We start from the raw sequence: 17,723 nt of genomic DNA, 5'->3' as shown, positions 1-17,723 counted from the left end.
TCCCGCGTTCGCCGTCATGCGCCTGTGGTGAGCGCACGAGTGACCAGCTCGGTGAGGATCGCTTTGACCTCGTCGCCGCGGAGCAGCACCACCAGCAGCCCGGCGAACCCGACCGCCCCCATCGTCGCGACCGCGTACTCGGCCGTCGCAGAACCCCTCTCTTCGCGGATGACCCGCGCGATGAATCCAGCCATCGTCTTCCTCTTCCTGTTGTGTTCCTCTGTCGCGACCGCGTGGCGTGGCCGCTGACTCCAGCCTCCGGTGTCCGTCGCTCGGCCGCCTCGTGCATCCCGGATCGGTGGACAACCATCAGAAGGCGGCGATTGTGGAGGAGACGATCGACAGCACCACAGGGGCGACGCCGAGCAGCATGAAGCTCGGCAGCACGCACACGCCGAGGGGAACCATGGACCGCACGGCGAGCGCAGCGGCGTCGCTCCTGCCCTGAGTTCGCCGTCGGCGTCCGGCCTGAGCTGCGCCACTCCGCAGCAGTTCCACCGCGGGGGCGCCCGCTCGCTGCGCCAGGCTCAGGATGCGGGCGACCTCTGTGCGCTCGCCCTCGGCCACGTCCAACCCGGCACAGACCTCGTCGCACAGAGACTGCGCGCCCGGTGCCCCCAGCCCTCCGCTCAGCGCCGTCGCGACCAGGTCGTGGCGCAACCCCGGCACGTCGGCGCCTGGGTGCGCACGTCGCCGGAGCGCACGCATCCATCGGCGGCCGAGGAGCAGCAGCAGGACACCGGCCGCAAGGATCACCCAGCCGATGACGGAGCCGGTGAGAGTCCCAACCGGGTCGACGCCCATCACCACGGCGAGCGTCATTCCGACGGCGGGCAGCCACGACACGAGCCGGGCTGTCGCGCTTGGCCCTGCCAGGGCCACCTGCACGTCACGCTCGGTCTCCGCCCTGTCGCGCAGAGAATCGGCGAGCCTGCGCAGGGTCGGAGACATCGGCGCGCCCGCCGCCTCGGCGACCTGCCACACGGCAGCGAGCACCGCCCAAGACGAATCCACGGGAGGGCGCGGTCCGGCCGCCACCGCGCGCCCAGGCCCGGAGACCGCCGTGCGACCCTGCGCAGCGCCCGCCGCGCCCGCCGCGCCCGCCACGCCAGTCGCGCCCGCCGCCCGAGCCAACGCATCCGCGATCGATTCGCCTGCCGCGATCCTGCCCGCGACCCGGCCGGCCAATGGATGCGCGGAGAACTCCCGCACGTATCCCCATGCCGCCCCTTGCCTCACGCCCGCCTCCATGAGCGTGACCAGTTCGTCGACCAGCTCGGCGAGCTGTTCGGCCGCGTCTCCCGGCCGCTCGCGCCTCGACCGCCGCGCACTCTGGCCACGCAGCTCACGCCGTCGCATCCGCAGCCGAACTCCCGTCCCTCACGACCGTGAGTCGTCCGTCCCCTCCCACTCCCAGCCGGCCGAAGCCCGCCACCCTGCGCACGCCATCGACGCGCTCGACGTGCACGAGCATCCCGATGCCGCTGACTGCCTGGCGCGCGAGGGCGCGCTCGCTCAGTCCCGCCAGAGCGCCGAGCGCTTCGAGGCGCGCGGGGACATCTCCGATCGAGTTGGCGTGGAGGGTGCCCGCTCCCCCGTCGTGCCCGGTGTTCAACGCGGCGAGCAGGTCGGTGATCTCCTCGCCACGGCACTCACCGAGGACGAGCCGGTCCGGGCGCATCCGGAGCGCCTCACGCACGAGGCGCCGGAGGTCGACGCCGCCCGCGCCCTCCAGATTCGCTTGCCTGGTCTGCAGGCCGACGACGTGCGGGTGCGCGATCCGGAGTTCGGCGACATCCTCGATCGTGACAATCCGCTCGTTCGGGGGCGCATGGGAGAGCAGCGAGCCGAGAAGCGTTGTCTTCCCCGCCCCTCCCGCTCCTGTGATGAGCAGGTTGGTCCGCGCCTCGATCGCGCGAAGGAGGGTCTGCGCCTGCGGCTCCGTGATCGCGTGGCCGGCGAGCAGGTCCGGCAGCCTCAGCGCGCGACCGCGCGGTATCCGCACGGACAGCAGCGTTCCTCCCGTGGACACAGGGGGAAGAACCGCGTGCACCCGGATCCCGTCCAGGAGGCGCACGTCGACGAACGGTGTCGCTTCGTCGATGTGCCTGCCGCCACGCGCGATCAGTCGCACGGCTAGCTCGCGTGTGGCGCGCTCGTCGGAGCGCCAGCCGTCGATGCGCCGGAGTCCCCATTCGCCACCGTCCGCCCAGAGATCGCCGTCCGCCGCGATGAAGAGGTCGGTGACGTCGTCCCGCAGCAGGTACGGAGCGAGCGGGCCGAACGTCTGCCACAGGCCCGAGCGTTCGGCCGAGGACGAGGACGAGGACGAGGACGAGGAAGGGGACAAGGATCGTGGCGGGGACGGCGCGGCATTCGCTGCATCGCCGCCGGCCAGGGGGTCTTCACGTTTCATTCGCATAGAGCGACGCTACGAAGCGCGGCGCAGGCGTCGCACTCGCGAGGCGATACCCGTGGAGAACTCCCGAAACCTTGCACGTGTGGAGAACCAGCGGACCGGGGGGACGCACACCAGCCGGTTAAAAAAGGGGGGCCGCACCTATTGGGGGGAACAGGTGCGGCCACTGCGGCGCATGATTGGGGGGAATCGTTTGCGCCGCACGCCAGAATTAATATTCGGCCGAGAGACAGTTTACGCAGAATCAATGCAAACGCAAGTCTTCATCGGTGACGTCACCGGCAGGTTGTAGAGTCGAGCATTGTCGCGCCACGACTTGACCATTCAGCATCGCAAAGGAGCGAACAGACTCCCCATGAGCAACACAATCGACAATCTGCTGCACGAAGCACGCCGCTTTGCCCCCAGCGAGGAGTTCGCGGCCAACGCGGTAGCGACCGCCGAGCTCTACGAACGTGCCGCGGAAGACCGTCTCGGGTTCTGGGCCGACCAGTCCCGTGAGCTCGTCCACTGGCACAAGCCGTTCACGCGCACACTCGACTGGACCAACCCGCCCTTCGCGAAGTGGTTCGACGACGGCGAGCTGAACGTGGCGTACAACTGCCTCGACAGGCACGTCCTCGCAGGCAACGGCGACCGCGTCGCCATCCACTGGGAGGGCGAGCCAGGCGACAGCCGATCCATCACATACGCGGAGCTCACCGCGGAGGTCAAGAAGGCTGCCAACCTGCTGACCAGCCTCGGCATCGCCGCCGGCGACCGCGTCGCGATCTACCTGCCGATGATCCCGGAGGCCGTCATCGCCATGCTGGCGGTCGCGCGCATCGGCGCCGTCCACTCCGTCGTGTTCGGCGGGTTCAGCGCGGAGAGCCTGCGCTCGCGCATCGACGACGCGGCGGCCAAGCTCGTCATCACCGCTGACGGCGGCTGGCGCAAGGGCAAGGTCTTCCCGCTCAAGAACGCCGTGGATGCGGCACTCGCGTCCGGCGAGACCACGGTCGAGCACGTGCTCGTGGTCAAGCGCGGGGAGAACGACGTCGAGTGGACCAACGGCCGCGACCTGTGGTGGCACGACGAAATCGCCCAGGTCGACGCCGACCACGTCGCCAAGTCGTTCGAGGCTGAGCAGCCGCTGTTCATCCTCTACACCTCTGGCACCACCGGCAAGCCGAAGGGCATCCTGCACACTTCTGGCGGATACCTGACGCAGGCCGCGTTCACCCACAAGAACGTCTTCGACCTCCACCCGGAGTCCGACGTCTACTGGTGCACAGCCGACATCGGCTGGATCACCGGCCACAGCTACGTCGTCTACGGCCCGCTGGCCAACGGCGCAACGCAGGTGCTCTACGAAGGCACGCCGGAGACGCCGCACCCCGGCCGCTGGTGGGAGATCATCGAGAAGTACAAGGTCTCCATCTTCTACACGGCGCCGACCGCCATCCGCTCGTTCATGAAGATCGGCCGCCAGCACCCGCAGAAGTTCGACCTGTCGAGCCTGCGCGTGCTCGGGTCTGTCGGAGAGCCCATCAACCCGGAAGCGTGGATGTGGTACCGCGACGTGATCGGCGGAAACACCACGCCCATCGTCGACACCTGGTGGCAGACCGAGACCGGCGCCATCATGGTCTCCGCGCTCCCCGGCGTCACCACGCTGAAGCCCGGCTCCGCACAGGTGCCCCTCCCCGGCATCTCGATCGAGATCCTGGACGAGGCCGGTGTTCCCGTCGGCAAAGACCAGGGCGGCCTGCTGGTCGTCGCCGAACCGTGGCCGAGTATGCTCCGCGGCATCTGGGGCGACCCGGAGCGGTTCAAGGAGACGTACTGGGAGAAGTTCGGCGACAAGTACTTCGCCGGTGACGGCGCACGCTACGACATGGACGGCGAGATCTGGCTGATGGGCCGCGTCGACGACGTGATGAACGTCTCCGGTCACCGCCTCTCGACCGCGGAGATCGAGTCCGCCCTGGTCGCGCATCCACTGACGGCCGAGGCCGCCGTCGTCGGTGCGGCAGACGAGACCACAGGACAGGCTGTCGTGGCGTTCGTCATCATCAAGCAGAACCAGCTCGAGAACGCCGAGGCGATGGATGTGGCAGCAGAACTGCGCAAGCACGTCACGGAACAGATCGGCGCGATCGCCCGCCCACGCGAGATCTTCATTGTGAACGAGCTGCCGAAGACGCGTTCCGGCAAGATCATGCGCCGCCTGCTGCGCGATGTGGCGGAGGGTCGCGAGGTCGGCGACACCACGACCCTCGCCGACACCGCGGTGATGAGCTCGATCCAGAGCAAGCTCTCCTAGCGCATCCCGCTGACGCCGAAGGGCCCGCATCCCCTGTGGATGCGGGCCCTTCGGCTGTTCTGGATGCGCGGGATGCGCGATTCCGTCACTCGAACGACAGGATGAGCTCCACCTCGACGGGCGAGTCCAGCGGGAGCACAGAGACGCCGACCGCAGAGCGCGCGTGCACGCCCGCGTCGCCGAAGATCTCTCCGAGCACCTCGGACGCCCCGTTGATGACGCCGGGCTGACCGGTGAACGACGGGTCGGAGGCGACGAACCCGACGACCTTGACGATGCGGGTGACCCTGTCGAGCGACCCGATCACGCTCTTCGCCGCGGCGAGGGCGTTCAGCGCGCAGGTGCGGGCGTACTCCTTGGCGTCGTCGGCGGGGACGAGGCCGTGGCCGTCGCCCACCTTGCCTGTGGCAGGAAGCGCGCCGGACACCATCGGAAGCTGGCCGGACGTGTAGACGTGATTGCCGTCGACGACCGCCGGGGTGTATGCGGCGACGGGCGGAACCACGTCGGGAAGCGCGATCCCGAGCTCGGCGAGGCGAGCTTCGATGGCGGCCATCAGGCGTCCTCTCCGTCGACGACGGGGCGCTTCAGGTAGGCGACGAGGCCACCCTCCGGACCCGTGACGACCTGCACCAGCTCCCACCCCTCCGAGCCCCAGTTGTTGAGGATCGCGGCGGTGTTGTGGACGATCAGAGGCGTCGTGAGGTATTCCCAGCGCGGCATTGTGCTCCTTGCGTTCGGGGGGTTTATCAGGTTTATCACCTACTCTGATCCTATGTCTGCCACAAAACCACGGGCTAGAGGTGTGCTCGGCGCCGTCGGCGCGTTCGTCGGCATGAGTGCCGTCGCAGGCCTCCTGGTCACGGCCGCCGTGACCCCCGCGATCGCGGTCACGGGGATGGCCGCCAACGACAGCATCGGCGTCTTCGAAGGCCTTCCCGAGTACCTCGAAGTCGGTCAGCTCGCCCAGCCGACCACCATTTACGCGAAGAACGGCGACGCGGACGTCCAGCTCGCGACCTTCTACTCCCAGAACCGTCTGCCCGTCACCTTCAGCCAGATCTCGCAGGCCGCGAAAGACGCGGCCATCGCCGGAGAGGACCCGAGGTTCTACTCCCACGGCGGCGTCGACATCCAGGGAACGATGCGCGGTGTGCTGTCGACTGTCGTCGGCCACGACGTGCAGGGCGGCTCCTCCATCACGCAGCAGTACGTGAAGAACGTGCTGCTGCAGAAGTGCGAGGCGATGCCGGTCAAGACCAAGGAGCAGAAGGACAAGTACCAGACCTGCGTCACCGACTCCACCGGCGTCTCGCCCGACCGCAAGGTCAAGGAGATGAAGTACGCGATCGGCGTCGAGAAGAAGTACTCGAAGGACGACATCCTCGCCGGGTACCTCAACATCGCCGGTTTCGGCGGCTCGGTGTACGGCATCGAAGCGGCGGCGAAGTACTACTTCAACACCACAGCCGCCGCGCTCACGCCGGCGCAGGCAGCGAGCCTCATCGCGATCGTCAACGAGCCGACATCGCTCAAGATCGACAGCCCCGAGAGCAAGACAAACGGCGCGGCGAACGGCTACGCGAAGAACAAAGAGCGCCGCGACTACATCCTTCAGAAGATGTACCAGTACAAGAAGCTCACCAAGGCGCAGTACGACGAGGCCGTCAAGACGCCCGTCACCCCGGCGATCACGCCGTCGGTGCGCGGCTGCCAGACCGCTGGCGGCTCGGCGTACTTCTGCGACTACGTGCAGCGCATCATCACCAACGACCCGTCGTTCGGAGCAGACGAGGACACCCGCGCGGCGAACTTCCTCCGCGGCGGGTACAAGATCTACACCACGCTCGACCTGACCCTGCAGCAGACCGCCGAGGAGACGATGGCGAGCTACGTGCCGCGGTCGTACGGCACCGTCGAGCTCGGTGGATCCTTGGTCGGAGTCCAGCCCGGCACGGGTCGTGTGCTCTACATGGCGCAGAACAAGCTCTACAGCCAGGACCCGGATGTGCTCAATTCGAGCAATGAGTACACCTCGGTGAACTACAGCACGGACCTCGACTACGGCGGCTCGAACGGCTTCCAGGTGGGGTCGACGTACAAAGTGTTCACGCTGGCGGAGTGGCTGAAGCAGGGCCACTCGCTCTACGAGTCGGTGAATGCGAATGTGCGCACCTACAACCTGTCGCAGTTCAAGAACTCGTGCGTGGACGTTGGCGGCGGCACTTGGCGCCCGACGAACGATTCGTACGGCGAAGAGGGGTACCGGACTGCCCAGAGCGCGACAACACTCTCGATCAACACGGCCTTCGTCGCGATGGCGGCGCAGCTCGACCTGTGCGAGATCAAGAAGGACGCCGAGGCGTTCGGAGTCCATGACGCCGCCGGCGTGCCCCTGAAGAGCAACCCGGCGTCGGTGCTCGGAACGAACAACGTCTCGCCGATCACCATGGCGACGGCGTTCGCGGGCATCGCGAACAACGGCCTCACCTGCACCCCGGTCGCGATCGACAAGATCGTCCGCGGCGACGGCAAGGAGATCGCTCCTCCGGCAACGAAGTGCACGCAGTCGGTCGATCCGGCAGTCGCGAAGGCGATGGCTTACGCTCTCAAGGGCCCGATTCAGGGCGGAACGGCAGCGGGAACGAACTCGACCGGTGTCGACATGCTCGGCAAGACGGGTACGACGGACGACAACAAGCAGCTCTGGCTGATCGCAGCCACGACGAAGGTCGCCGGCGCGTACTGGGTCGGCAACATCGTCGGCGATACGGATATGCGCAAGATCTATCCGACCCACGGCATCTCTCCTGCCAGCGCGCGCACCCGTGTCATGAACGCGATGATGACGTCTGCCGTCAACAAGTACGGGGGCGACGCGTTCGCCCGCCCTGACACCAAGCTGCTCCAGGGCGCCCAGGTCACCATCCCGGATCTGACGGGCAAGTCCCCCGCCGACGCCAAGTCCATCCTGAACGGGCTCGGACTCGACGGCATCGACGGAACCGCCGTCGACTCGGCCGCTCCCGCCGGAACCGTCGCTGGGACCGATCCCGCCGCCGGGACGTCGGTCACCAAGGGCAACGGCGTGACGATCTACACCAGCAACGGCGCTCTGGTGCCGCTGCCGAACGTGGTCGGGCAGAAGCTGTCGGATGCGCAGAAGGCGCTGAGCCAGTTCGACGTGAAGGTGTCGGGCGGCAATAACAAAGACGCCGTCGTGGAGGCGATGGACCCCGGCGCAGGAACACCGGTCAAGCCCGGCTCCGCCGTGACCCTGAAGGTCGCGGCGTCCGCGCCGAGCGCTGGAGTGGGAAAGTAGTGGCACGCCGGTCCGGCCTGCACGCGGCGGGCACAGCACTCGGTGTGCTCGCCGCGGCAGGCGCGGCCGCGTTCGCGTGGGGCACGCTCGTCGAGCGGCGCCTGTTCACACTCCGCAGAGTCACCGTCCCCGTGCTTCCCGCGGGCTCGGAGTCGATCCGCGTCCTGCACCTGTCCGACCTGCACATGGCGCCGTGGCAGCACGACAAGCAGGAGTGGGTGCGGTCGCTCGCCGACCTCAAGCCCGACCTGATCGTCGACACCGGCGACAACCTCGGCCACGCCGACGGCCTCACGGGCATCGAGCGCGCGTTCGAACGCTTCGAGGGCATCCCCGGCGTCTTCGCGCACGGCTCGAACGACTACTTCGGCCCTCAGCTCAAGAACCCGCTCAAGTACTTCGTCGGCCCGTCGACCAAGAAGCCGTCGACCGCCCCGCGCCTCGACAACGCGGCGCTCACCGCCTACTTCCGCAGCCTGGGCTGGCTCGACCTCAACAACGCGGCGGGGGCCGTGGATGTGCGCGGCACCCACCTGGAGTTCTTCGGCGTCAACGACCCGCACATCCACTTCGACCGGGTGGAGGCGATCCCCGGTGCCCTGGACGAGCTGCGCGAGAACGACCCGTACGCCGAGGACGCGATGTGGCCGCAGGATGCGCCCCGCGCCGACCGCCCGACGGTCACGCTCGGCGTCACCCACTCCCCGTACCGGCGCGTCCTCGATGCGTTCGTCACGTACGGCGCCGCGATGATCTTCGCCGGGCACACGCACGGCGGTCAGGTCTGCGTACCCGGTTTCGGCGCACTCGTCACGAACTGCGACATCCCGCGCAGCCAGGTCAAGGGACTGAGCATCTGGCGTCACGCCTTCCGCTCGGCATTCCTCAACGTCTCCGCCGGGCTCGGCACGTCGATCTACGCGCCCGTGCGCTTCGCGTGCCGTCCGGAGGCGACCCTGGTGACGCTGACCGCCTCCGCCTGAGTGGTCACGAGCACCCCTCAAGCTCGTGTATTCTTATTGAGGCCTACGGGCCAATCGGGGTGTGGCGCAGCTTGGTAGCGCGCTTCGTTCGGGACGAAGAGGTCGCAGGTTCAAATCCTGTCACCCCGACAGAAAAATGCCGGAGCATGAAGATGCTCCGGCATTTCTGTTTCAAGCCCGTATTCGCTTCGGCGGGCTAGCGCGCGACGGGCAGCATGTTCCCCTCGAAGAACGCGGCCAGCTCGGCGTGCGCGTCCAGCGGGAACACGCCTGCGACGTACTGGTCGGGACGGACCACGACGATCGCGCCGTCGCGGCTGAGTTCGCGGTCGCGGAAGATGTCGCGGCCGTGGCCGGAGGCGAAGACCTGGTTCAGGTCGATCAGGCCGAACGGGACCTTGACCGGCTTGAACGCGGCGGGCACGTCGCCGGGCTCGACGAGCGTGTAGTCCTGCTGGTAGATCACCTTCGTGTCGAAGGTCGCGTCGTCGTCGCAGCCCTCCGGTGTGAAGCGGCACCACGGGGATGCGGGGTCGGTGCGCCACCACTCGGCGAACTCCGCGGTCGGCGTGTCGGTGAGCGCGGGCGCGGCAGCGTCGGCGAAGACGTAGACGCGCCAGCGGCCGTCCGCCTCGTGCAGGTGGCCGAGGTGACGCCAGCGGTTGTCCGCACGGCGGATCACCTCGGCCGACTTGAAGCGCTTGCCGATGGGGAAGCCAGGGACGAGCGGCTGGTGATCGTCGGCGGTCGTGATCATCGACGGGGTGTATTGGGTCATGAAGCCGGCGGGGAACTCGAACGTCGAGACGTAGTAGCGCTCCAGCTCGCCGGGGTCCTCCCACGAGTCGGCGGGACGGGCGAGCATGTCCGACCACTCCTTGTCGAAGTCGATGAGGTTCTGCGCGACCACCTTGCGCTCGTCCTCGTAGGTCGACAGCAGGGATTCGGGGGCGCGACCTTCCAGCACGGCGGCGAGCTTCCAGCCGAGGTTGAAGCCGTCCTGGATGGAGACGTTCATGCCCTGGCCCGCCTTCGCGGAGTGCGTGTGGCAGGCGTCGCCCATGATGAAGGCGCGGGGAGCACGCTCGGCGCGCAACGCGGCCGGCACGTCGTCGAAACCGTCCGTGATGCGGTGGGCGACCTCGTACACCGACGACCACGCGACCTGCCTGACGTCCAGCGAGTACGGCGCGATGATGCGGTTCACCCTGGCGATCATCGCATCCACCGGGGTGGACCTGATCGCACCGGCGTCTGCCCCGCCGACCTCGCCGAGGTCCACGTACATGCGCACGAGGTAGCCGCCCTCGCGCGGGATGAGGAGGATGCTGCCCGCGTCGTGCGACTGGATCGAGCACTTGAGCTGGATGTCGGGGAAATCGGTGTTCGCCAGCACGTCGAGCACACCCCAGGCGTGCATCGCCGCCTCCCCGTGCAACCGGTGGCCGAGGGATGCGCGCACCGAGCTCCTGGCGCCGTCCCCGCCGACGAGGTACTTCGCACGAACCGTGCGCTCCTCACCGGTCCGCTCGCCAGCGACGTACCGGATGCGCGCCGCGACAGGGTACTCGGCGTCGCGATCGATCGCGAGGTCGACGAACTCGACGCCGTAGTCGGGGACGATGCGACCGGGGGCGCGCTCGGCGTCGCGCAGGAAGTAGTCCAGGATGCGGGCCTGGTTCACGTAGATGTGCGGGAATTCGCTGATCCCGGTCGCGTCATCCGGGGCGCGAGACACCCGGACGATGCGGGAGGGATCGTCGGCGTCCGGCTTCCAGAAGCACATCTCGACGTTCCGGTACGCCTCGTCGACCACCTCGTTCGCGAAGCCGAACGCCTGGAAGGTCTCCACCGATCGCGCCTGGATGCCGTCCGCCTGGCCGACCGCGAGACGACCCGGCCGCTGCTCGATGGCGCGCGCGTTGATGGAGGGGAAGCGGGAGAGCTGGGCCGTGACCGCTACCGCGGCCGGGCCCGTGCCGACGATGAGCACATCCAGTTCGTCCGGGATGTCAGACGCCCTGTCGATCCCGTAGCCCGCCGCCGGCTTGATGCGCGGATCGGTGGCGACGTAACCGCGGTGGTGGATCTGCATCTCAGTGGCTCCTCATTGAACTCATGACTATCGATGTATCTATAGTTGCGACATCATTTCAACTATCGATACGATGCTAGTTGGCGCCGCCGCGGGTCGCAAGACACCCGCGTGGGATGCGCGCAGAGGAAGGAAGCCCGGATGACGGACACCGCTGGCGGCCAGGCCGAAGGCACCGCCGAGAACCGCACAGAGGGCGGCTCGCAGACGCTCGCCCGTGGGCTCAGCGCGCTGGCCATGATCGGCGAGGACGGCGCATCCCTCAGCGTGCCGGAGCTGGCCGGACGCCTGGGCATCCACCGCTCGATGGCGTATCGGCTGGTGAAGACGCTCGAACAGCACGGATTCGTCGAGCGGTCGCCGTCCGGCGAGCTCGAGCTCGGAGCGCGACTCGCCTCCCTCGCGCGCGGAGCTGCACGGAGCCTGCAGACGGCCGCTGCGCCGGAGCTGGCCGCTGTGGCAGACGAGCTGGGGATGACCGCCTTCCTGGTCAGCTTCGACGGCGAGGTCGCCGTGACGCTGACCAGCGCTGAACCTCGGCACGCGGAGACCACCGTCGCGCAGCGCCCGGGCAGCCGTCACGCCATCGGACAGGGAGCGCCCGGGCGGGTCATCCGGTCGCTGCTCCACCCCGAGCAGTACCCGCCGCAGCGCTTCGAGCGCAGCCACGACGAGGTGCTGCCCGGGCTGTACTCCATCGCCGTCCCGCTCGCGCTTCCGCACGGTAGGGCGGCGGCCATCGCCGTGCTGTACCTGCCGCATCCCCTGGATGAGGAGCACGTGGCGGATGTGCTCGCCGCCGCGGCGCGGCGGATCGACGCGGCGTTCCGGTAGCGAGACGCAGGTTCGGTCTTGTCATTGCGGATCCAGGCGATGACGACGTTGAGGACGGCTGCCGATCACGCGGCCGCGTAGGTGTTGTCGGATCGCTAGGGACGAGTAGGCCTGGTCGCCCCAGACTGCGTTCGCGTCCTTCGCGGCCTGCCCTCCGGACGGGTGATGCGCAGTCGCTCCGGCATCGGGATGATCATCGGGGAGTCGCCGCAGTGACCCGGCTGCGCTGCAGCCTAGCCACTATCTCGGGTTTCACGTGTTCTACGACGTCAGCTACGGCGCCGCCCGACACCTGCCGAGGCCGGGGTGGACCCGATGGCAAGGCGAGCCTTATATTGGTATGTAAGGCTCGGAGGTTTTAGTAGTGAAATCGACATCAAGCGTTGCAGCGGCTCAGGATGCGACGGCCGGTATCGACGCCATCAAGACTGACATCGAGGCGCAGACCGTGGACCTCGGTTCCAGCAACATCGCCAGCATGAGGGATGCGGCGACCGTGACCAACACGGCCCTGGGTGGCATCTTCACACTGTCCGCGACTCTGATCAGCCACGCCCGGAACGTCGATTCTCTAGCGAAGCAGATCGAGCAACGCGACAGTCTGGACGCGGCGATCTGGGGTGCCGACTCGTGAGCGGTCGTGATGGGGAGGGCTACGGACAGGTCTCGTCCGAACAGGACGTCGCGGATGCGCTCTCGCAGATACGCCGGCACGAGGAGCGCTGGGACGAGTATCGGCGAGCGATGAGGGATCACACGTCCCAGTTTGAGGAGGCTGCGGCTGCCTTGGGGACGACGAACTACTCCGTGCAGAAGGACGTGGCGGCGCGCAGGGAGGTCGACGGCTATATCGGTCGACTCGCGAGCGAGCAGGCAGAGGTACTGACCCAGACGGTGCGGGCGATCAACGGGGCTGCGGACGCGGAGCGGTCGGGCGATGCGGAAGGGGGTGCGTGATGGGGCTGGTCTATGACGCGGCCGATTCGGCCAATCTGAAGACGGCTCTGACCGGGAACCTGACCACGGCCGTGTCCGTGTTGGACGCGACGGAGTCTGCGGCTCGTCGCCTGACCGGCGCTCTGAGCAGTGGCGAGCTGTCCGGCAGGGGCTATTCCGCCGCTCAACTCGTTCTGTCTCGAGACATCGCCCCGCAGATCGCCGCGGCACGAGATGAGATCGCGGTCATCGAGAAGGATCTCGAGAAGTTCACGCACGAAGACAGCAAGGTCAATCGTTTCGGAATACTGAAAGAGGACGAGCTGAAACGTCAGCTCGCCACGACGAAGGCGCAACGTGACCTCACTAAAAGCCTGAAGGAGACGAACGAGGTTGTCGCGGCGGCGGCGGACGCGGCACTGCCTGGGGCAGGGGAAGCGTTGAGGGCGGTGGGTCCTCAACTGGAGCTCGTGTTGACGCAGTTGGAGAAGGACCTTCGCAACCTCCAGGACCGGTTGGATGCGTTACACGGGTTCAACATCGGCACGAGGGGGCTGTTCAGTGCGACAGTGTCCAAAGGGAAGGGTGTGGCCATGTTCGCCCCGTCCCGGATCAAGCCGGACCTGAAGAAGGACGCGCAATACCTGACGGAACTGCTGAAGGGCATGACGCCCGAGCAGCGGTCGGCGTATCTTGACAGCCCGGAGTTCCGCCAGTGGGCGTCCACGCACTGGGAAGGCGCGAAGATAGCTATGGACGCGGCCGCCGACTCCGGGCTGATCGAGACCAAGTCAGACACATACGCGCACTTCCTCACGGCGTACTGGAATCACAAGGCTCTCGTCAAGGCGGGCATCGACCCTAAGAAGTGGGATATCAGTCGCGGGACGGAGGCGAACTGGGAGATCATCAAGAAGGTCTACGACTACTATGGCCGCCTCTACCTCAAGAATCCGGATCTCCAATGGGCCGGGATGGCGAACATGATCGGACCCTCCTTCGCTGGCGGCTTCCGCGACCTCGCCACGCTGCGCAGCATCCTGAATTCCGGGATACAACCCCCGTTCATGCCCGACGGCGTGTGGGCGTTCCTGAAACAGTTTGGCGACGGCGAACTGCGATACTTCGAAACCACCCTGCTGGGGATGCAGAAAGAGATCTTCCTCGACCAGGCTCGCCAACACGAAGCGTTCCTTGCCGGCGGCATGAAGGAAATCGAACGCCTCCGCGCCTCCGGCGCCATCGACCGAAAGACCGCGAACGCATGGGGGCAGATCGCGTCCGGCGACCCCGCAGAAATCGCCAAGGGAAATGCCGTACTGCTCGAGCGGGAACAAAGAGAGATCATCGACGACAACTACGATGCGATGCGCAATCGTCCGATCACCGGAGAAGCGATGGCGCAGATGATCACGCTGATCGGTGCCGCTTCGATCCCGGGAGCCAAGACCTTCCCCGAGGTCTTCTCCGAGGGCAACATCGCCGACAAGGACGACAGGTGGGCGCTGATCGAGCATGACACGCTGCTGGTGTATCAGGATCTGGTGACCAACCATCCGGACAAGGTGCGGAAGATCGTCGGGTCCGACTTCACCCAGCGCACCGAAGACATGCGCATCCATAACCGGGTCCCCGAAATCATCGACCGGCTATGGCAGGGCTACACCGGGAAGGAGAAACCATGAACTACAGCACGATAGCCGGGGCTGCGATTGCAGGCATGCTGGTCCTCTCGCTGTCCGGCTGCGGGGTGGTCCAGGCTCTCACCTCGCACTCCTCACTCCCTCAATGCGACACCCCAACGAAGCAGGAAACCACGATGAACGAACTCAAGAACTCACAATTCGACGAGGCAGGCCTCACAGAGATCGCCGCAACCTGCCAGGTCACCTTCGACCTCACCACCAATGAGCTGCTCAAAGAAGACCTCGGCCTGCTCGCCACAGCCCGCTCCGTGCCTAATCTCAGCGTCGACGGCCTCATGACCCTCACCCTCCACGGCTCCCACGGCACACTCACCGCCCACACCGACCGCATCAGATTCTTCACCGTCGAGCAGGACGCGTGGGTCGATGAAATCTCCTACTTCCTGACCGCGGACACCCCGGAAGAGTTCTTCACCATCCTCCGCGACGGCGCCGAAGCCTACGGCTTCGACAAGCCCACCGTGGAACGCCTGATCCAGTCCATGAAGGACCGTCCCGACAGCGGCTCCAAACTTGCCCTCGATCCCGGTTACAAGCTCGGGTTCGAAGTGATCTACGACTTCCGCTACCGTGGCCCCGGACATGTCAACACCGTCATCGTTCTGGTAACCCCCAAAAGCAGCGAGTTTCAACCGCTTCCGGGACTCTGAGCACCCTCCGTCGGTCACGCAAGCCCGAGTCCCGTCGCTCCGCCTTGCCCAATACCACCGCATCCCTGCCGGTGTATCAGGACCTGGTGACCAACCAGCCCGACAAGGTGCGAGACATCATCGGGTCCGACTTCACCCAACGCACCGAAGACATCCACATCCAAATACAGGTCCCCGAAATCATCAACCGGCTATAGCAGGGCTAGGTGATGTCTCGTGATTGCGGCAGATCCCGCCACACGATCCCCGTCCGTTATCGACACGCACTGCCCTCGACCATCGTGCGGGCGTCCGCGAACGGGCGGCCCTTCCGACCAGTACGACCCCGCTGACTCGAGCCGATCAGCTCCCACCGAGCATCAGAAAGCAACTGAAACCGCGACACCACACAGTCATCCCAGCCGACCGTCCAAACCAATTACAAGACATGCCCTAGATGTACTGCCCTAGAAGGCGTCGGGCCTCGCGAACTCGACCGGCGCATCGTACGCCTGCGGGTCGATGTGGGTGCGGATGTACGGGAGCGTGCGGCCGATCGAGGTGTCGATCCTGGCCCGCAGGTCGTCCGACGAGACCTGGTAGTCGGTGAAGTCCCGTTCGCTCGCATAGATGCCGAGAGGCAGCGTGAGCGACTGGAAGAAGCCGAACAGGGGCCGCATCTGGTGCTCGACCAGCAGCGCGTGGCGTTCGCTCCCTCCCGTAGCGGTGAGGACGATCGGCTTGTCCACCAGCGCGTACTGGCCGACGTGGTCGAAGAACAGCTTGAACAGTCCGGTGTACGTCGCGCGGTACGCGGGCGAGCCGACCACCACGATGTCGGCCGCCTCGACCGCTTCGAGGGCGGCGACCGCATCCGGGCCCAGGCTGTTTCTGAACGGGCCGAGGCTGAGCTGGCCGAGAAGCGGCGCGAGCTCGACCGTGGTGGCCGTGCCGCCGACGGCCGCAGCGAACGCCTCCGTCACCTCGCGCACGAGAACCGTCGTGCGCGAGGGATGCGTCGGGCTGCCGCTGACGCCGACGACCGAGATCCTGCGGTTCTCCGTCATCAGAACGATCCGACGTTCGCCTTGGCGAGCTGGAGCGGCGCGACGGGGTTGTCGAGGTTCGCCCCGCCGCGGTAGCGGGCGCCGATGTGCTCGTCGGGCAGGCGGTTGTTGCCCGCGCCGAACAGGCGCTCCCGCAGCGTCCCCGGATGCGAGCCCTCCTCCGGCAGGCGGCCGCGCTTCCTGAGCTCCGGCACGACCAGCTCCGCGAAGTCGCGCGCCGTGTCGAACGAGTGATACTGGCGCAGGTTGATGCCGTCCAGTCCGTCTTCGTCGAGCCACCGCTCGATCTCGTCTGCGACGGTCTTGGCCGTTCCGACGACGAGGAAGCGGTCGTCCCTGTTCCCTCCGATGAAGTCGAGGGCTTGGCCCACCGTCTTGTCGAGCGGGAGGAACGGCACGCGCTCCGCGGGGAACTCCGCGCGCAGCAGGGCCTCGCGCACCGTGATGTCCCGGGGGAAGGCGGTGAGGTCGACCGGCAGGCTGCTGTGGGCGAGGATGCCGTCGAGGCTGGCGTGCTGCTGGTAGAGGCGCCACTTGTCTGCGGCCTCCTCCTCGGTGCGGCCGACGATCACTCCGGCCATCGCGATGAACTTCACCGCGTCCCTGCCGCGGCCGTGGCGCTCTGCCGCGTCGCGCATCCCGTCGGCGTTGCGGCGGAACTCCTCGCTGGTGCGGCCTCCGGTGAAGACGACCTCCGCGTGGCGGCCGGCGAACTCGATTCCCGCCGGCGACCCTGTCGCTTGGAACATGACCGGCGTGCGCTGGGGAGATGGATGCACGATGTGCGGCCCTGCGACCTTGAACCGGTCGCCGACGTGGTCGATGTATCGCACCTTGGACGGGTCGGTGAAGATGCGGCGCTCCCTGTCGGCGATGACCGCGTCATCGTCCCAGGAGCCCTCCCAGAGCTTGTAGAGCACATCCACGTATTCGTCGGCGTACTGGTAGCGCAGGTCGTGCGGCACCTCGCCGTCGAGCCCGAAGTTGTGGGCGGCGTTGGGCAGGTAGGAGGTGACCACGTTCCAGCCGACCCGGCCCTTGGTGAGGTGGTCGAGGGTGGACATTCGCCTGGCGAACGCGAACGGCGGCTCGTAGGTGGTGGAGAAGGTGACGCCGAAGCCGAGACGCTTGGTGACCGCCGCCATTGCGGGGATCACGAGCAGTGGGTCGATGTTGGGGCTCTGCAGCCCCTCGCGGAGCGCCGTCTCCGGACCGCCGCGGAACACGTCGTACGCGCCGATCACGTCGGCGAGGAAAACGCCGTCGAAGCCGCCGTGCTCGAGGATCTGAGCGAGCTCCGTCCAGTAGTCGAGGTCGGCGAAGCGCTCCCTGTTGTTGCCCGGCAGCGGCCAGAGGCCGTGCGTGATGTGACTCACGCAGGCCATCTCGAACAGGTTGAGGAAAAGCTGTTTGCGCTCTGTCATGTG

General features: G+C 67.0%; 16 protein-coding genes and 1 tRNA gene. 9 read left to right on the top strand and 8 right to left on the bottom strand.

Going from position 1 to position 17,723, the window contains the following annotated elements; all coding sequences use genetic code 11:
• Positions 1-14: 14 nt before the first annotated feature.
• The 3 genes from ACYVGI_RS16145 to ACYVGI_RS16135 form a co-directional block, all read right to left on the bottom strand.
• Complete coding sequence (locus ACYVGI_RS16145; protein WP_460633611.1) at positions 15-194, bottom strand: DUF4244 domain-containing protein; 180 nt, start codon at positions 192-194, stop codon at positions 15-17.
• Between the two features lie 115 nt (positions 195-309).
• Positions 310-1,359 carry a type II secretion system F family protein gene (locus ACYVGI_RS16140; RefSeq protein WP_460633610.1) on the bottom strand — a complete coding sequence of 350 codons (1,050 nt, stop codon included), beginning with the start codon at positions 1,357-1,359 and terminating at the stop codon, positions 310-312.
• Positions 1,346-2,350, bottom strand: a complete 1,005-nt coding sequence (locus tag ACYVGI_RS16135; protein WP_460633609.1) for a TadA family conjugal transfer-associated ATPase — start codon at positions 2,348-2,350, stop codon at positions 1,346-1,348. The genes ACYVGI_RS16140 and ACYVGI_RS16135 overlap by 14 nt, the downstream gene beginning before the upstream one ends.
• Positions 2,351-2,774: 424 nt before the next feature.
• Here ACYVGI_RS16135 and acs point away from each other — a divergent pair, with 424 nt between their 5' ends.
• Entirely contained in the window at positions 2,775-4,724 is a 1,950-nt protein-coding gene (gene acs, locus ACYVGI_RS16130; protein WP_460633608.1) for an acetate--CoA ligase, read from the top strand.
• Between the two features lie 85 nt (positions 4,725-4,809).
• On the opposite strand, the gene ACYVGI_RS16125 is transcribed toward acs, so the two are convergent.
• Together ACYVGI_RS16125 and ACYVGI_RS16120 are read right to left on the bottom strand one after the other, a co-directional pair.
• A complete protein-coding gene (locus ACYVGI_RS16125) occupies positions 4,810-5,280 on the bottom strand; it encodes a RidA family protein (RefSeq protein WP_460633607.1) in 471 nt (156 codons plus the stop codon).
• A complete protein-coding gene (locus tag ACYVGI_RS16120) occupies positions 5,280-5,447 on the bottom strand; it encodes a DUF4177 domain-containing protein (RefSeq protein ID WP_200949540.1) in 168 nt (55 codons plus the stop codon). Before ACYVGI_RS16120 ends, ACYVGI_RS16125 begins: the two co-directional genes overlap by 1 nt.
• Positions 5,448-5,499: 52 nt before the next feature.
• Here ACYVGI_RS16120 and ACYVGI_RS16115 point away from each other — a divergent pair, with 52 nt between their 5' ends.
• The 3 genes from ACYVGI_RS16115 to ACYVGI_RS16105 all read left to right on the top strand — a co-directional run bounded on the left by ACYVGI_RS16115 (position 5,500) and on the right by ACYVGI_RS16105 (position 9,158).
• A complete protein-coding gene (locus tag ACYVGI_RS16115; RefSeq protein ID WP_460633606.1) occupies positions 5,500-8,046 on the top strand; it encodes a transglycosylase domain-containing protein in 2,547 nt (848 codons plus the stop codon).
• Complete coding sequence (locus ACYVGI_RS16110; RefSeq protein ID WP_460633605.1) at positions 8,046-9,029, top strand: metallophosphoesterase; 984 nt, start codon at positions 8,046-8,048, stop codon at positions 9,027-9,029. Before ACYVGI_RS16115 ends, ACYVGI_RS16110 begins: the two co-directional genes overlap by 1 nt.
• A gap of 55 nt (positions 9,030-9,084) precedes the next feature.
• Positions 9,085-9,158 (top strand) — tRNA-Pro (locus ACYVGI_RS16105).
• Between the two features lie 67 nt (positions 9,159-9,225).
• On the opposite strand, the gene ACYVGI_RS16100 is transcribed toward ACYVGI_RS16105, so the two are convergent.
• Positions 9,226-11,124 (bottom strand): FAD-dependent monooxygenase, encoded by a 1,899-nt coding sequence (locus ACYVGI_RS16100; protein WP_460633604.1) that lies wholly within the window; start codon positions 11,122-11,124, stop codon positions 9,226-9,228.
• Positions 11,125-11,265: 141 nt separating this feature from the next.
• Here ACYVGI_RS16100 and ACYVGI_RS16095 point away from each other — a divergent pair, with 141 nt between their 5' ends.
• From ACYVGI_RS16095 to ACYVGI_RS16075, 5 genes are all read left to right on the top strand, one after another.
• Positions 11,266-11,958, top strand: a complete 693-nt coding sequence (locus ACYVGI_RS16095; RefSeq protein ID WP_460633603.1) for a helix-turn-helix domain-containing protein — start codon at positions 11,266-11,268, stop codon at positions 11,956-11,958.
• A gap of 364 nt (positions 11,959-12,322) precedes the next feature.
• Positions 12,323-12,592 (top strand): hypothetical protein, encoded by a 270-nt coding sequence (locus tag ACYVGI_RS16090; protein WP_460633602.1) that lies wholly within the window; start codon positions 12,323-12,325, stop codon positions 12,590-12,592.
• Positions 12,589-12,915: a hypothetical protein gene (locus ACYVGI_RS16085; protein ID WP_460633601.1), complete on the top strand. Its 327-nt coding sequence runs from the start codon at positions 12,589-12,591 to the stop codon at positions 12,913-12,915. Before ACYVGI_RS16090 ends, ACYVGI_RS16085 begins: the two co-directional genes overlap by 4 nt.
• Complete coding sequence (locus ACYVGI_RS16080) at positions 12,915-14,579, top strand: hypothetical protein (protein WP_460633810.1); 1,665 nt, start codon at positions 12,915-12,917, stop codon at positions 14,577-14,579. Before ACYVGI_RS16085 ends, ACYVGI_RS16080 begins: the two co-directional genes overlap by 1 nt.
• Positions 14,576-15,250 (top strand): hypothetical protein, encoded by a 675-nt coding sequence (locus ACYVGI_RS16075; RefSeq protein ID WP_460633600.1) that lies wholly within the window; start codon positions 14,576-14,578, stop codon positions 15,248-15,250. The genes ACYVGI_RS16080 and ACYVGI_RS16075 overlap by 4 nt, the downstream gene beginning before the upstream one ends.
• Before the next feature lie 446 nt (positions 15,251-15,696).
• On the opposite strand, the gene msuE is transcribed toward ACYVGI_RS16075, so the two are convergent.
• Positions 15,697-16,296 (bottom strand): FMN reductase, encoded by a 600-nt coding sequence (msuE, locus tag ACYVGI_RS16070; RefSeq protein WP_460633599.1) that lies wholly within the window; start codon positions 16,294-16,296, stop codon positions 15,697-15,699.
• Positions 16,296-17,720, bottom strand: coding sequence for an LLM class flavin-dependent oxidoreductase (locus ACYVGI_RS16065; protein ID WP_460633598.1), 1,425 nt, complete (start codon positions 17,718-17,720; stop codon positions 16,296-16,298). The genes msuE and ACYVGI_RS16065 overlap by 1 nt, the downstream gene beginning before the upstream one ends.
• Positions 17,721-17,723: the final 3 nt, after the last annotated feature.

The sequence above is a fragment of the Leifsonia lichenia genome (assembly GCF_054780215.1).
Note: the sequence above shows the minus strand (reverse complement) of the source record. Positions and strands in the feature narration are given on the sequence as shown.

Coding starts and splice junctions, on each gene's coding strand:
- ACYVGI_RS16145 (WP_460633611.1), bottom strand. CDS start 194: ATGGCTGGATTCATCGCGCGGGTCATCCGCGAAGAGAGGGGTTCTGCG.
- ACYVGI_RS16140 (WP_460633610.1), bottom strand. CDS start 1,359: ATGCGACGGCGTGAGCTGCGTGGCCAGAGTGCGCGGCGGTCGAGGCGC.
- acs (WP_460633608.1), top strand. CDS start 2,775: ATGAGCAACACAATCGACAATCTGCTGCACGAAGCACGCCGCTTTGCC.
- ACYVGI_RS16125 (WP_460633607.1), bottom strand. CDS start 5,280: ATGGCCGCCATCGAAGCTCGCCTCGCCGAGCTCGGGATCGCGCTTCCC.
- ACYVGI_RS16120 (WP_200949540.1), bottom strand. CDS start 5,447: ATGCCGCGCTGGGAATACCTCACGACGCCTCTGATCGTCCACAACACC.
- ACYVGI_RS16115 (WP_460633606.1), top strand. CDS start 5,500: ATGTCTGCCACAAAACCACGGGCTAGAGGTGTGCTCGGCGCCGTCGGC.
- ACYVGI_RS16100 (WP_460633604.1), bottom strand. CDS start 11,124: ATGCAGATCCACCACCGCGGTTACGTCGCCACCGATCCGCGCATCAAG.
- ACYVGI_RS16095 (WP_460633603.1), top strand. CDS start 11,266: ATGACGGACACCGCTGGCGGCCAGGCCGAAGGCACCGCCGAGAACCGC.
- ACYVGI_RS16080 (WP_460633810.1), top strand. CDS start 12,915: ATGGGGCTGGTCTATGACGCGGCCGATTCGGCCAATCTGAAGACGGCT.
- ACYVGI_RS16075 (WP_460633600.1), top strand. CDS start 14,576: ATGAACTACAGCACGATAGCCGGGGCTGCGATTGCAGGCATGCTGGTC.
- msuE (WP_460633599.1), bottom strand. CDS start 16,296: ATGACGGAGAACCGCAGGATCTCGGTCGTCGGCGTCAGCGGCAGCCCG.
- ACYVGI_RS16065 (WP_460633598.1), bottom strand. CDS start 17,720: ATGACAGAGCGCAAACAGCTTTTCCTCAACCTGTTCGAGATGGCCTGC.